Annotated in this window: 12 protein-coding genes; 7 read left to right on the top strand and 5 right to left on the bottom strand. The window is 33.7% G+C overall.

Annotated features, from left to right (window positions below):
- Nucleotides 1–12 precede the first annotated feature (12 nt).
- From EV196_RS11080 to EV196_RS11055, 7 genes are all read left to right on the top strand, one after another.
- Nucleotides 13–1,287, top strand: coding sequence for a tyrosine-type recombinase/integrase (locus tag EV196_RS11080; protein ID WP_132217829.1), 1,275 nt, complete (start codon nt 13–15; stop codon nt 1,285–1,287).
- A 244-nt stretch (nt 1,288–1,531) separates the two neighbouring features.
- Nucleotides 1,532–3,049, top strand: coding sequence for a Fic family protein (locus EV196_RS11075; protein ID WP_243652228.1), 1,518 nt, complete (start codon nt 1,532–1,534; stop codon nt 3,047–3,049).
- A gap of 1,482 nt (nt 3,050–4,531) precedes the next feature.
- On the top strand, nt 4,532–4,744 hold the full coding sequence (locus EV196_RS20150) for a hypothetical protein (protein ID WP_243652227.1): 213 nt from the start codon (nt 4,532–4,534) through the stop codon (nt 4,742–4,744).
- Entirely contained in the window at nt 4,714–4,827 is a 114-nt protein-coding gene (locus EV196_RS20325; RefSeq protein ID WP_394343246.1) for a hypothetical protein, read from the top strand. The genes EV196_RS20150 and EV196_RS20325 overlap by 31 nt, the downstream gene beginning before the upstream one ends.
- 337 nt (nt 4,828–5,164) lie before the next feature.
- Complete coding sequence (locus EV196_RS11065; RefSeq protein WP_132217828.1) at nt 5,165–6,163, top strand: type IV toxin-antitoxin system AbiEi family antitoxin; 999 nt, start codon at nt 5,165–5,167, stop codon at nt 6,161–6,163.
- Entirely contained in the window at nt 6,138–6,992 is an 855-nt protein-coding gene (locus EV196_RS11060) for a nucleotidyl transferase AbiEii/AbiGii toxin family protein (RefSeq protein ID WP_132217827.1), read from the top strand. Before EV196_RS11065 ends, EV196_RS11060 begins: the two co-directional genes overlap by 26 nt.
- Before the next feature lie 411 nt (nt 6,993–7,403).
- Nucleotides 7,404–9,953: a pectate lyase family protein gene (locus EV196_RS11055; RefSeq protein WP_132217826.1), complete on the top strand. Its 2,550-nt coding sequence runs from the start codon at nt 7,404–7,406 to the stop codon at nt 9,951–9,953.
- 77 nt (nt 9,954–10,030) lie between these two features.
- On the opposite strand, the gene EV196_RS11050 is transcribed toward EV196_RS11055, so the two are convergent.
- From EV196_RS11050 to EV196_RS11030, 5 genes are all read right to left on the bottom strand, one after another.
- Nucleotides 10,031–10,774: a rhamnogalacturonan acetylesterase gene (locus EV196_RS11050; protein WP_132217825.1), complete on the bottom strand. Its 744-nt coding sequence runs from the start codon at nt 10,772–10,774 to the stop codon at nt 10,031–10,033.
- A gap of 5 nt (nt 10,775–10,779) precedes the next feature.
- The gene (locus tag EV196_RS11045) at nt 10,780–11,664 is read right to left on the bottom strand and encodes a pectinesterase family protein (protein WP_132217824.1); all 885 of its coding nucleotides are present in this window, start codon (nt 11,662–11,664) and stop codon (nt 10,780–10,782) included.
- A gap of 23 nt (nt 11,665–11,687) precedes the next feature.
- Nucleotides 11,688–12,797, bottom strand: a complete 1,110-nt coding sequence (pelA, locus tag EV196_RS11040; RefSeq protein ID WP_132217823.1) for a pectate lyase — start codon at nt 12,795–12,797, stop codon at nt 11,688–11,690.
- A gap of 21 nt (nt 12,798–12,818) precedes the next feature.
- Nucleotides 12,819–13,259, bottom strand: coding sequence for a cupin domain-containing protein (locus EV196_RS11035; protein WP_132217822.1), 441 nt, complete (start codon nt 13,257–13,259; stop codon nt 12,819–12,821).
- A 72-nt stretch (nt 13,260–13,331) separates the two neighbouring features.
- Nucleotides 13,332–14,141, bottom strand: coding sequence for a T9SS type A sorting domain-containing protein (locus EV196_RS11030; protein WP_132217821.1), 810 nt, complete (start codon nt 14,139–14,141; stop codon nt 13,332–13,334).
- Nucleotides 14,142–14,149: the final 8 nt, after the last annotated feature.

Below are 14,149 nucleotides of genomic sequence, written 5' to 3'. Positions count from 1 at the left end.
ACACCTTTGTCAATGGGTTATTTTTTTAATATATTGCATACCGCATACACTACCGCATACAAGCACGGCGTGGAAAAGAAGTATACCGAACCAAAGATTTACCATGGAGGAAAGCATTTTGACCTTTCCAAACGGTGGTATGTCTATTACTCATACGCCCATCCTACCTTAAGGGATAAGCAAGGGCGTCCCGTTTTGGTGCGGCAAACCCCTATTACCTTAAAGGTCAACCGAAATTACAAGACCAAGGAGAAACGGCTGTTACATTTTGGAATTATAAAGGACGTACTCCATGAAATGTTGAAAGGTGGCTTTTCCCCTTATAAGGATGAATTTAAACTGGATTACACAGAATATACTGCCGAGGCTGCTTTAGACTATGCTTATTCTCTTAAAGTAGAGAGTTTGAGCGATACATCCATACCAGATTATCGAAGCAGGTTGAATCAGTTTAAAACCTATCTTAAAAGTAAAGGGTTGCTGGAAAGAAGTATTTTGGATATAACCAAACAAATTGTAAATGGTTATCTTAACGGAATTCTTAAAGCAACGAGTGCAAGAAATCGCAACAACACACGAATCGTCATAAGCGCTCTTTTTGGGGTGTTGGAAGACAACGATATTATTCAAAGAAACTTTGTGGCTAATATTAAAGTGCTTGAGACAAATTCTGTAAGACACCAAACCTATTCGTTGGATGTATTGGAAGGTCTGTTTTCCTATATGAAAGAAAATGATCCTCTATTACTATTATTTATAAAATTTGTTTCCTATAACGTATTACGACCTATAGAAGTTTGTCGCCTAAGAATAAAGGACATCAATTTAGATGAAAAACAATTGCAATTTAAGGCAAAGAACAAGCCAACCAAGACAAAAATCATACCTGATATCGTGGTTAATGAAATTATGGGATTTGATTTTTCCGTTCAAGATTATTTTCTGTTTACGCCGAATGGTATTGGGCTCTGGCCTATTAAAGAAAACTATCGTCGGGACTATTTTACAAAACGATTTAAAAAGCTGAAAGAGAAATATAACGATTACCTTATAGAACAGGGGGAAAGCTTTCAATTGGGAAATGAATATACCGTCTATTCCTTCAGGCACACATTTATTACCCTGCTTTTCCGTAAATTTAGGGAGGAGTTTTCATATTCCGAGACCTGCGATAAACTCATGCTTATTACTGGGCATTCCACTTTAAAAGCCCTTAAAACCTATTTAAAGGATATTGATGCGGAGTTGCCAGAGGATTATAGTGGTTTGTTGGGTTTGAAAAGTTAAAAATTATTGTTTAATTGGCTAAAGTTGTTGGCTAAGTATTTTGCCATTGATATATGCAAAGCATCTATATTCACCCCGTTTATTGTTAAATAGTTTTATCTATAAACTTGATTTTAACTGGAAAATATTTTACACAAATGGATATTTAATAAAAAATATTTTGCAATGTTGTCCAAGTGAGTTAATTTATTGGAAAATCAAATTTCATTTATAATAGAAAATATTTTGCTATATTAATGTTTTAATGGAAAATATTTTGCAATTTTGTTCTAAATCGTTTATAGTGGAAAAAAACTTCCCGATACATCTACAAGAGATAATTTACGGTTCGGCAGATTCTGTTATTTCCCGTAGGATATCCAAGTGGGAATCTGAAGGCATCGTGCGCAAAATTGCGTCAAGACTCTACACATCAAATCTTGAAGATTCGCCAGCAGACATCATCAAACGTAACATTTTTCCAATTTTAGGCAATCTTTATTCTGGTGTGCTATTGAGCCACCGTTCGGCCTTTGAATTTGCCCCCACAGCCAGCGGACAAATATTTGTGACCTACAAGTACACCAAAAAAGTAAGACTTCCGGGGATTACCATTCGTTTTATGGAAGGTGTAGCGGCTATTCATGGCGATACACCGTTCTCAGGAAAATTAATGGTATCACAAAAGGAAAGGGCTCTTCTTGAAAATCTGCAGGAATCAAGACAGACAGGTGCTGATTCCAAAACACTTGCCTATCCACAAATAGAAGAAAAACTGGAACAAATCATACGTGTAAATGGGGAGGATGATCTCAATGCGGTCAGGGATCGTGCACGGGAGATTTCAGAAGAGATTGGAATGCAAAAGGAATTCAAAAAACTTAATAAAATCATAAGCGCTCTTCTGTCTACGCGATCTGCAAGCGGATTAAAATCTCCTGTAGCGGCTGCCCGTGCCGTAGGTATGCCTTACGACCCCGCCCGTTTGCAGTTGTTTGAAATGCTCTTTAGGGAGCTAAAGCAACAGGAGTTTAAGAACCGGGAAGAACAAAACACAACCACCCAGGCTTATCGTAATTTTGCAGTCTATGAAAGTTATTTCTCTAATTATATAGAAGGAACTGTTTTCGAGGTAGATACAGCAAAACAAATCATCGCGACACAGCAACCAATGCCTGCACGCAATGAAGATTCACATGACGTATTGGGCACGTATCAATTGGTTTCCAATAAACAGGAGATGTCGATAATTCCATACTCTGGAGAGAATCTCTTAGATATCCTACAGTACCGCCACGAAATATTGTTAAATGTCCGTAAGGATAAGAAACCAGGTAAATTCAAGGACAGGAACAACCAGGCAGGAGACACTTCCTTTGTGGATATGGGATTGGTACGGGGAACGATCATACAGAGTTTTGATTTTTATAAAGCACTGGTACATCCTTTTGCCAAGGCTGCCTATATAATGTTTGTTGTAAGTGAAATTCATCCATTTCTTGATGGAAACGGGTGTATGGCACGAGTAATGATGAATGCGGAACTCGCTACAAGTGGCCAGACAAAAATTATCATTCCTACCGTCTACCGGGAAGATTACTTGGGAGGGTTACGCAGACTGACGAGAAACAATGACCCAAAGGTTTATATCAGAATGTTGGAACGTGCACAGGCGTTTAGCCATACCATTTATGGAAGCGATATGGATGAAATGGAAGAAAAGCTGCGCCAAAGCATGGCATTTAAGGAAAGTAATGAAGGGGTTTTAAAGATTATGGAATAATTACGGGGGAGAGAACAGGAGATACAATAATGGCTGAAAGGTTACTAATCAAAAAAGTCTGTATTGTTTAATCTTTATAAAGGTTGTTATTGCTTAGAGTAGGGTTGTTGGCATTTATAAACATTACATCTTATGTTTCGGTGGGTAAACCATGCCCATAGAAATCATAAGCCTTCTATAATGTTCTTTAAGGCGTTGTTCCTCGGTCATCGGTCTGGGTTTGTAATCTGGGAATAACTTTGATCTCTTTTGGGTCAAAATAGCTTCCAGTTCTTCAATGGATAAACTATCCACTAGAACATTTAATATTTTATCACTGATTAAACCCGCATCCATATTGTGTCAGACTATTCTCTTTTGCTTTTTATTTTCTTATATTATTTTTATTCTTAGCAGGTGTTTTTTAACCTCCTTAATAGCAAATTTATGGCCATTTGACATCATGAAACGGCTTTGCCGTACATGCTGTTTTGTACAGGAAATTGATTAAAGAAGTTCAACGATATTGTTGTTAGTTTTTATTTGTAGAAAAATTTGGGATCTGTATAAGGGTTGCCAATTCTTTTGGTAAGTCTGTTGCATTGCGGTTTCAAGATCCAAGATGACTTCGCTTTGCTCAGTACCATCTTGAATCTTTTACCTTCATTACACAGACCTACCCAAGACCGCTCATAAAGACTAAGGGAACTTAGAAAAAAGTTCCCATAGACTTTATTTTTCCTGCGCCAACCCCATTGAACACATGGTTTGTTTATTGGAATTGAAAATAAATTTGTAACATATTTATCTTGAAAGCGTTTATATTTCACTTAGAGCACGTATAGAATCTTAAATAAAATTTGAGAATCTCCGTTTTCTATATTTTTGACAATCTGATTTGTTAATTCCATTATTATCCAATTATTCATTAATGCTTCATGCTAGGATTGGTAGGCTTCTCCTAGCACCCTAACGGGTGCATTTTATGGAAAGGGAGAAAGAAGAAGAATATAGATATTCCATTGGTTTTAATTTTTATTTTTTGATGTTTTGGCATGATATATATACACATATATATACATAAATATATATGCATATATATGAATATTAGATAACCATGAATATTCTTATTATATCCTTACAATAGGTGGACGAACCGTCGAAATTTACTGACCGTTTACCTTTTTCTCCCTTTCCATTTATTCATAAAGCCTCTCATCAAAATAGTTTAAAGCTTTTATTTAAAGTTAATTATTCAAAATCGGATGATGATTGGGTAAACGTACACGGAAAAGCGTGCTATAAAACTGAGCTACTTTTGGTTGAGGCACCCTACAAATACTCTCAAGTGCCAGAGGTGAAAATGTCACTTATTATAGTGCTCGATAATGTAAAACTCTGTTAAGCATTTTACCATACCATACAGCATGTACGTTAAAGCCATTTCATGATGTCAAATGGTGGTAGGTTTTCTATATGTCAAACAAACCAAAATTCAACAAAATGAAAAGAATTTTTGTAATGGACGATAACCGCATTCAAGAGTGTATTCCCGTCAACAGTCAGGATAAGCAAATTCCAAAAATCGGTTCAGAACCATCTAAAAATTCTTTAAATTCAAAATCAGGGGATCCGTTATTGACCATTACCGACCTTGTCAAAAATTATCAGTCTCAAGACCAACCATTTATTCCTGGATCAAAAAAGGGCTGTTAAAACGAATCTCCATTGAAGGCAGGGTTCTTTTTTACCCTAACGACATAAGAACGCTTATTGACAACAAAAAGTTAGTAGGATAAAAAGCCAAAGTCAGTCGGTAGTCACGAAGCAAGCCATGTTTTTGCAAGCAAAAACTGCTCACTTCGTTCGCAGGGGCTACAAGTTATTACCTCAAAATTCCCAAATATGGCAAGACCAAAAAAGGACATACAATCATTAAAGGCAATTCGGATAAATGTTAGAATGTACTGGGGAAAACCTTCAGTAATTGGTAACTTTTAATCATCGGAGATATTAAAATAACTTCCTCTGTTTACTTATTGATATTTATTAAAAATGACATATATTTGTTCATATATTTTTATTGTTCACGAATAATGAACGTTTAAAAATAATGAACATAAACAATTAATAACAATGAATGAAATAGATATTCTAAATAATGCGATTCATAATTTGGAGAAAGACATCCCGTTAAAATGGGAATGGAAAGCTGTGGATTATAACAAAGATATTGGTATTGATGGAGAATTAGATATTGTAATTAATAATCAAAAAACAGTATTACTTGTAGACGTAAAAAAGGACGTTAAAAATCACCAACTATTTAACATCCTTAATTATAATAATAAATTCAAAAATTTTTTATTGGTGGCTGAAAAACTATATCCAAAAGTAAAAAAGGAACTTAGAGAAAATCAAGTGAATTATTTAGAGGGCAATGGCAATGTATATATAAATAAAGATGGATTGTTTCTTTATATAGACACAAATAAAACAGCTAAAGCTCAAAAGGAAAAAGGCAATAGGGCGTTTACTAAAACTGGCTTAAAAGTACTGTTTCAATTCTTGTTAGCCCCCGAATTAATCAATCACACCCAACGAAATATTGCAGAAGTTACAAATGTTGCTTTAGGCAATATTCCCTTAATTATAAATGGTTTACTAGAAACGAACCTAATTTTAAAGTTGAATAAAAATGAGTATGTCATTAATAATTATGAAGAATTACTTAAAAAGTGGATTGCAGAATTCGAGCAAACGCAGAAACCTAGCATTTTTAAACAACGTTTTAGATTTCAAAATGATAATCAAGATTGGAGAAATATTCCATTCAATCATGAAAAAACAGTGTGGGGTGGTGAACCCGCAGGAGATATTATAACCAATCATCTACGACCAGAAAGATTTACTATTTACACAAAGGAAACAAATAAAGATTTAATGTTGAATTATAGATTATTACCAGATGATGAAGGCAATATATGGGTATATGATATGTTTTGGACAAATAATATGAATACAAATACAGCACCTAAACAATTGGTTTATGCAGATTTAATGATTACCAATGATAAAAGATGTAAAGAAACAGCAAAACTAATTTTCAATGAGCATATCCAACCAAACGTATAAAGAACTAGCAATTCCCTATTTCAAAGAAGTTTTTGACATTATTGATGAAGTTATGTTAAAACTAAATGTGCCTTATTATTTAATTGGAGCAAGTGCCATAGCATTAGAATTACTAAAAGATGGCATTAAGCCTAGCAGAGGTACAAAAGATATTGATTTTGCTATCATGATTTCATCTATTCAAGAGTTTGAAACCATTGTTATGGAACTGAGTAATTATGGATTTAAAAAAGTAGAAGCACCTTGGACACTGTACAATGATAAATTTAACATAGTGATAGACTTATTGCCTTTTGGAGAAATTGAAGAAAAGTTTACTGTAAATTTTAACAAACGTTATACCGATTTGCATGTTTTAGGTTTTAGTGAAGTACTGCAAGACCCAGAAACAGTACAAATAGAAGAAAAGATTGTTCAAATACCATCTCTACCAGGCATGGTTATATTAAAGCTTATAGCTTGGAGTGATAGACCAGAAGAACGTGATAGTGATTTAGGAGATATTTTGAGAATTATAGAACATTATTTTAGCCTAAATTTAGATGAAATAATAGAATTCCATAATGACATCTTTCCTGAAGAAGGAGAACTAGATCAACTCAAAATAGCTGCAAGGGTATTGGGTAGAAAAGCAAGCCAGTTTTTGGATGTTTCTCCTGCCATAAATGAAAGAATACTGAAAACCATTAATGAAAATGTCATTAATGTTGAAAATTCAGAAATAGCTAAACAATGGATTAGAGGAAAAGATTGGGATTTGGAATATGCAGTCGAGATTTTGGAAGAAATTGAATTAGGGTTGGTTGAAAATGATATAATTAAGGGTTAATGAAAAAAATAATAAAAGCACTAGACGTATTTTTTAATAATAGGACTGTAAAATACTTAGTTGTTTATAGTATAGTGGATGGGACGGATGATGAGAATTAAAGGCGGATAATTTGAGCCAGATCATTTTCGGCTTAAAATATTATAATACAATGAGTTATTGACAATTTATCTATGCGGATCTTTTTCCACCGAGGGTGGTATTGTCTTGCCCTTTTTTGCACTTAATATTACAAAAATAGTTTATAAATAATAATTCTAATGTCTTTCATCGATTTTAATCCAATTAAATAGTTTGATTTAAAAAATAACGTATATTTATGCAATCGATTACAAATATGTTATTTTAAATAATGATGTTTTTGTAATTATTTGAATCAAAACTAATTAGTATAAATATTTAGATGAAACTATGAAAAGATTACTATTTTTAATTACCTTTTTGATGACCCCTTTATTAACTTGGTCACAATCAGTTAATATTACAGATTCTGCAGGTTGGTTTGAAGTAGCCTATGTAAAATGGGAACCAGTTTCTGGTGCTGAAAGTTACAATGTTTACTTTACTGGTGAAGGTATTATCAATCAAAAAATTGACAACCCACTTATTCGTAGTTATGGAACATATTTTCGTGCCGATATACCTGGATTAAAATCTGGGACATATACCATTACAGTGAAAGCAGTTGTTTCAGCAGTAGAAGAAACAACAGGTACAACTACAGGTTCCATTACTGTGCTTGCCCACGATCGTAACGGGTTTGCCTTTGCCAATGGGCGTGTTCCGGGAGCTTATAAATTAGATGGTACACCCAAAGCAGGTGCTGTTATACTTTACATTACTGAAGAAACTAAAAATACAGTATCACTGGTAGTTACAGGTGCTAATGCAAATCCTTGTGTTGGGTTGCAAACTATTTTAGATGGTTTTAAAAAAGGCAATGATACACGCCCATTAATTGTTCGTTTAATAGGACAGATTACAGACCCAAGCTATTTATTAGGAGGCGATGTTGTAATAGAAAATAAAAATAACGCATCAAGCTACATAACTTTTGAAGGGGTAGGAGAAGATGATGTAGCCGATGGTTGGGGTATTCGCGTTAAAAATGCAACAAACATTGAAATTCGTAATATTGGCACAATGAACTGCAACAGTAGTGAAGGTGATAATATTGGCTTACAACAAAACAATGATTATATATGGGTTCATAATGTTGACTTCTTTTATGGTGATGCCGGTGGTGATGCCGATCAAGCAAAAGGTGATGGTGCACTAGATTGTAAAAAATCTAAGTATGTAACGTTTTCATATAACCATTTCTGGGATTCAGGAAAAAGTAATCTTTTAGGATTAAGTGAAGGAAGTGATACGGAATTGTATATTACTTACCACCACAATTGGTATGATCACTCCGATTCTCGTCATCCACGTGTACGTTACTATTCGGCTCATATTTACAACAACTATTTTGATGGAAATTCTAAATATGGTTCTGGTTCTACTGAAGGCTCATCATTATTTGTGGAAGGAAATTATTTCCGTAATAGTAAAAACCCAATGATGACCTCCATGCAGGGGACAGATGTATGGAATAATTCAACCCAACAAAATGACCCAAATAATCAAGGAATATTTTCGGGTGAAGATGGTGGTACTATTAAAGCATTCAACAATACTTTTGATGCTGATAATGCAACTAACTCGATGCGTTTTGTTGCTTATGGAGACACGAATCCTTTATACAATATTGCTGGAAAAATTAGCTCTACTTCAGATTTTGACGCTTATTTAGCAACTACAAGAAGTGAAGTTGTCCCATCTTCAGTTGTTTCAAAACAAGGAGCCAATACCTATAATAATTTTGATACCGATGTAGCTCTATATGTTAAAAATTTAGTTCCTGATACGCCCGAGGTGGCAAAAGCAAAAGTAATCCAATATGCAGGACGTATGAATGGTGGTGATTTTAATTGGACTTTTTTACCTGCGGATGATACATCATCAGCTGTAAATACACCATTAAAAACAGCACTTGTAAATTATGAAACTAGTTTGGTTTATATACAAGGAGAAGCTGTACCAAGTACACATACACTTATTGTAACAACAAGCAATGCGAGTCAAGATGTCATTGAAGGTGAAGCAATGGAAACCATTATATTTACGTGGGGTGGCGATGCTACCGATGTTTCGGTTAGTGGTTTACCAGCATCAGGACTAAGCTTTGTGAAAAATGGTATAGCTAAAACCGTTACTATTACTGGTACACCTACAGCTAACGTTTCCTATTCAGTTACAACCGTTGGTACGATTAGCACTCCAATATCAGAATCTGGAACCATTACAGTAGTTCCTCCTGGAAGTACTACAGGGGAAGAAATTCACAATTTCACATTATCAGAAAAAGTTAGTTCATTCTACAACATTACAGGAAATATGAATAGCACTAATGGTTCTGTAAACTATGACGGTTTAACTTTAACAAGACGTCTTAAAATTGAAAGTTCAACTTCAATTACTTATACTACTACGGCAATTTCTACATTGACTTTAGTATTTGATGATTCTTTCACTGGAAAAATTAAATTGGATGGTGTAGATTATACCGCATCAGCAGGTGTAGTAACAATTCCAAACATTCCAGCTGGAGCACATGAAATAACAAAAAATAATACAGCAAACCTATTTTATATAAAAACAGTTTATAATACCTTGGGTTTAGGCAAAAATGCAGAGATTCTGAAATTAAAACTATATCCAAATCCTGTAACAAATAGTTTTGAAATAGCTTCAATTGCGAACATAGAGCAAGTGCATGTTTATACTATTATGGGGGTTTTAGTAAAGAGTATTAGAAATTCAAAATCTGTAGATCTGAGCAACCTAAGTAGAGGAAATTATTTAGTGAGTATTCAAACAGAGCAAGGTACACACAAGCAAATTATTGTTAAAAGATAAAAAGATTTATTAGTTAATATAAAAAGGGTTAGAATATCTAACCCTTTTTTAATAGATATAAAAGAAGAATGATTTTTTTAAAGGATGAATTTAATTAAGCTAGGCACTTGTTTTTTTAATTGACTGACGGCAAGTTTAGATATTTCTGTGGCTCCTAATCTTGATAAATGGGTATCATCATGTTTCGCTTCTTTGTAATACGGGTTTTCGCCAGATTCAAAATGTAAATGTAGTTTTTTTGAATTCTCAACACCATAGGTTTCTTCAAGTAGTTCGGTTTGGTATTGTAAATCAATAAAAGATACTTGATACTCATTTGCAACTAACCGCACTTCCAATGGATATTCACCATGTGTATCAACTAAAGTACCTTCTTCATTAAAATTTCGTCTAACTATAGATGAAAACAAAATAGGAGTAGCGCCTTTTTCGCGAGTTTCCAATACAAAACGAACTAAATTATTCCGATATGCTGTATGCGGGTTGGCATAGCGTTTCGGGTCGTTAATTTTTTGATCGTTATGACCAAATTGAATAAAAACGTAATCACCTTTTTTTAATGTATTATATATAGAATCCCATCGTTTTTCAACAATAAAACTTCTGCTGCTTCTGCCATTTACAGCTCTGTTATCTATTTTTATTTGTTTATTAAAAAATTCAGGTAAAACTTGCCCCCAACCATGTTCTGGGTTGGTTTCAGGGTTTTTTTTATTCGCCATTGTGGAGTCGCCAATCATGTAAATGGTGCTTTGTTGAGCCATACAACTAGAAGTCACTAATAAAAGAATTACGAATTTAATTTTGATTATATTTTTCATTTTAATTACAGATTTTGATACCATTTTGTGTTTGATTTAAGAATATTATCTATGGTGTATTTTTTTGCTTGAGATTTTTTTAATTGATGAGACCAATTAACTCTACTTTCAGGTTTGTATCCTTCATCGCTGCAATTAAATTCAGCATAAAATGTATTGGTTTCGGCTTCTTTATTAGACCAGTTGTGCCAACCTTCCGGTTTTATATGTTTGCCCATCTTGCATTCTATGAATACGGTTTTAGCATACATGCGCCAGGGTCTTCCTAAATAAACTTCGGAAACATTTTCATCGGCAGTTAGTTTACAGTTCTTAAAAACATACCCAAAATCTTGGGTTTTAGGAGTTGAAGCTGCTGTAATGTACGAATTGGTTTTACTACGAATTTCACAATTTTCAAACAAAACGGTCGCTTCACCAAAGATAAAATCGGTACTTCCTTCAATAAAACAATTTTTAAAGTATTGCTTAAAACCTTCGCCTGATGTGTAAAGAGTATCTTGAAAGCCTAAAAACGAACAATTATCAAAATAGCATTTGTCCGCGTTTGCCGATAACGCGATGGCTTGTCCAACAGTACCAGAGGTGTTTTGAACAGTTAAGTTTTTAGCAATAAAATTATTGCCTTCAACTAATAGGGTAGAGGTGTGAAAGGTGCTATTTCGTCCTAAATCAATTTTATCAAAATAGTCATCAAAAGTAATAATCGTGTTTTCTTTACTTTCTCCAATTAATGAAATGTGCGTGTTCCAGGAGTAAACATGTACTTTTTCATTATAAACACCATTTTTTATATGAATAAGAACACGTTGATAGGGAAACGCTTTTGAGGCATTTATGGCTTCTTGAATTGTTGTGAAATCACCAGTTCCATCTTTTGAAACTAGCATGTTATAATCATCCTTTGGCGACTTTACTTTTTTTTTTCGGAAAGCGAATTATCATATTTCTCTTTCCATCTAGGATATTTTTTTAACACCTCTTTTGGTTGATTAGTGTACCAAGCATAGCCATTCCTGCGTTCTGCTCCAATTTCTTCTAAAGTAGACTTTTTGATACCATCTCTATCGCAGAAAAAAGGTTTGTTATCTTCCAAATTCATAAAACGTGCCCAAAGGGGTGGGGCATCAGCATCTGGTATCATTTTTTTATCAATTATTTTTCCAGATTCGTTGAAAATACGTTCCTCTCTCAATCCAGTTATTTTTACTTTTTGAAACCAATTATAAGCACGATTTACAGCATTAATAACTTTTTTGGAAGGGTTTTCAATTTCCATGAGTAACAATACTATTTTAGCAGATTCTTTACCGCTTAATGAAGGTAATTCATAAGCACGAGCTTTAGCAGGTAACAACGTATTTTCGTCATGTTGCGCGCACCAACTTGTTAATACGCCATTTTGTTTATATTGGGTATTAATAATACAATCAATGCCTTTGTTAAAAGCTTTCGTAACTCTTTCTATGGTTTCAGATGAAGGTTTTATTGAAAAGTAATCCGATTTATCTTTTATTTCCTTAAGAATATTCAGGATATTCACCATAGAATCGTCATTATAAGTAATGTGTGTATAGTAGCCTTTTCTTAATGGATAAAATTGAGGCCAACCACCATTATCATATTGTGCTTCCAGAACATAATCTAACCCCGCCAGAAATGCTTTCTTGTATCTTTCGTCTGGTACTTGTCTGTACATTTTTGAAAGAAAAACCATTTCTTGATATGTTGCGCCATTGTCCGTAGTAACATGATCTGTATTACTTTTTTCTTTATTTAATTTTTCTTTTTCTTCGGCACTTAAAGGATTTTGCATTTGAATATTTTTTTCCCAACCACCAATATTATGTTGGTAAAGCAATACATTTTCAGCTATATCTTTTGCTTCTTGTGAAGCAAACCAAGTACCTTCATCCATTTCGGTTATTTCTTTCCAAGATTTATCAAGAATTTGTGCTTGAATGCTTATAGTTATGGCACAAATACTAAATAGCGTAATTATATTTCTTTTTAAATAATTCATGTTTGTTTACTTTTTTTCAATTTAATCTATCTTATATTTTTTAATCACCAAATACTTAAGTTCGGTATCTCCAACATTACTAATGCCGTGCATTGAGTTAGACGGACAATAAAAACTGGTATAAGGACCTGCTGTTTGGGTTTTGCCATCTAGAAAAAATTCTGCAGTACCTTCTAAAACAAAAAAGAATTCATCTTCAATATGTTTGTGTGGAGCGTGGGTAGATTGATGAGGTACTACAACACTTAATTTAAGAGTTCTTCCATCAATAAAATCTTTATCAGCAAACCAATATTGGTAACCCACTTTGGTAGGTATAGCTTGTTCTATATTAAATTGATTAACACAATTTTGTATGGTGTAATTTTTTATAGAATCATTTAAAACCTCTTTTATTTCTTGACCATGGGCTAACGACACTAAAATTAATGATAATAATAAACAACCTTTTTGTTTTCTCATTTTAATTTTTTTTATAGTATAAAGGATACCCAGTTGGATATCCTTATATTATTTTTTAAATTATTATCAAGCTTAATTGGTTAATAGTTTAACTACTTTTTGACCCTCTGAAGTTTTAATTGTAGCAATAAACAACCCAGTTTTGAAAGCAAAATCTATATCACTATTTGTTTTGAATGATTTTACTAATGCTCCTGTAATACTGTAAATATTCACTTCTGAGCTTGTCTTAACGTTTGAAACAAAAATTCTGTTGCCGATTGCTTGTAAATTAGTTGAAACAGCCGAGACTTTAGAACCTAAACCAAGAGTAGTTGTATTGAGAGCACTGGCAGGGGACACTTCCATTTTATATAAATTAAAAGCATTGTCAACACCAAATATATATAAATTTGCTGCACCTCCTGAATAGTTAAATGTCTCAATCTGTTGATCCGTATTAGCCGTTGTGAATTTACCAACTACTGCAGAACCATCAGTTACATAAAGTGTACGAGCACTTGTGCCACCACCTCTAAACCATATTTTTACTGTACACGCTCCATTAACGGCAAAATACATATGACGTTTGGTTGGAATAAAGACCATGTCCGTTTCAGGTATGATTCCGGTATCTACACCAGCTCCATTTTGTTTTATTCTTTGCGAGCCTGTAAAACCATCAGTCCAAGATGTATTATTTCCATCAATCTGACCTAAATTAGTAATTCCACTACCGGGGACTAGTGCTAAATTGTCGATTATTGTTGGTGTAGATGCACCAGCGAAATTTAACGGCCAATTTGCCGATGGGTTAGCAAAGTCCCAAATCTTATCTTGGGCCTGTAAGTTCGCCGTAAAAAACAAAACGGTTAAAATAAAATAAAGTAATTTTTGTTTCATGTTTAATT

The organism is Mariniflexile fucanivorans (assembly GCF_004341235.1).
In the GTDB taxonomy this organism is placed as follows: Bacteria; Bacteroidota; Bacteroidia; order Flavobacteriales; family Flavobacteriaceae; genus Mariniflexile; species Mariniflexile fucanivorans.
This window is presented reverse-complemented; position numbering and strand designations above follow the sequence as displayed.

Coding starts and splice junctions, on each gene's coding strand:
- EV196_RS11065 (WP_132217828.1), top strand. CDS start 5,165: ATGAATGAAATAGATATTCTAAATAATGCGATTCATAATTTGGAGAAA.
- EV196_RS11030 (WP_132217821.1), bottom strand. CDS start 14,141: ATGAAACAAAAATTACTTTATTTTATTTTAACCGTTTTGTTTTTTACG.
- EV196_RS11055 (WP_132217826.1), top strand. CDS start 7,404: ATGAAAAGATTACTATTTTTAATTACCTTTTTGATGACCCCTTTATTA.
- EV196_RS11045 (WP_132217824.1), bottom strand. CDS start 11,664: ATGCTAGTTTCAAAAGATGGAACTGGTGATTTCACAACAATTCAAGAA.
- EV196_RS11075 (WP_243652228.1), top strand. CDS start 1,532: ATGGAAAATATTTTGCAATTTTGTTCTAAATCGTTTATAGTGGAAAAA.
- EV196_RS20150 (WP_243652227.1), top strand. CDS start 4,532: ATGAAAAGAATTTTTGTAATGGACGATAACCGCATTCAAGAGTGTATT.
- EV196_RS11050 (WP_132217825.1), bottom strand. CDS start 10,774: ATGAAAAATATAATCAAAATTAAATTCGTAATTCTTTTATTAGTGACT.
- pelA (WP_132217823.1), bottom strand. CDS start 12,797: ATGAATTATTTAAAAAGAAATATAATTACGCTATTTAGTATTTGTGCC.
- EV196_RS11080 (WP_132217829.1), top strand. CDS start 13: ATGGGTTATTTTTTTAATATATTGCATACCGCATACACTACCGCATAC.
- EV196_RS11035 (WP_132217822.1), bottom strand. CDS start 13,259: ATGAGAAAACAAAAAGGTTGTTTATTATTATCATTAATTTTAGTGTCG.
- EV196_RS11060 (WP_132217827.1), top strand. CDS start 6,138: ATGAGCATATCCAACCAAACGTATAAAGAACTAGCAATTCCCTATTTC.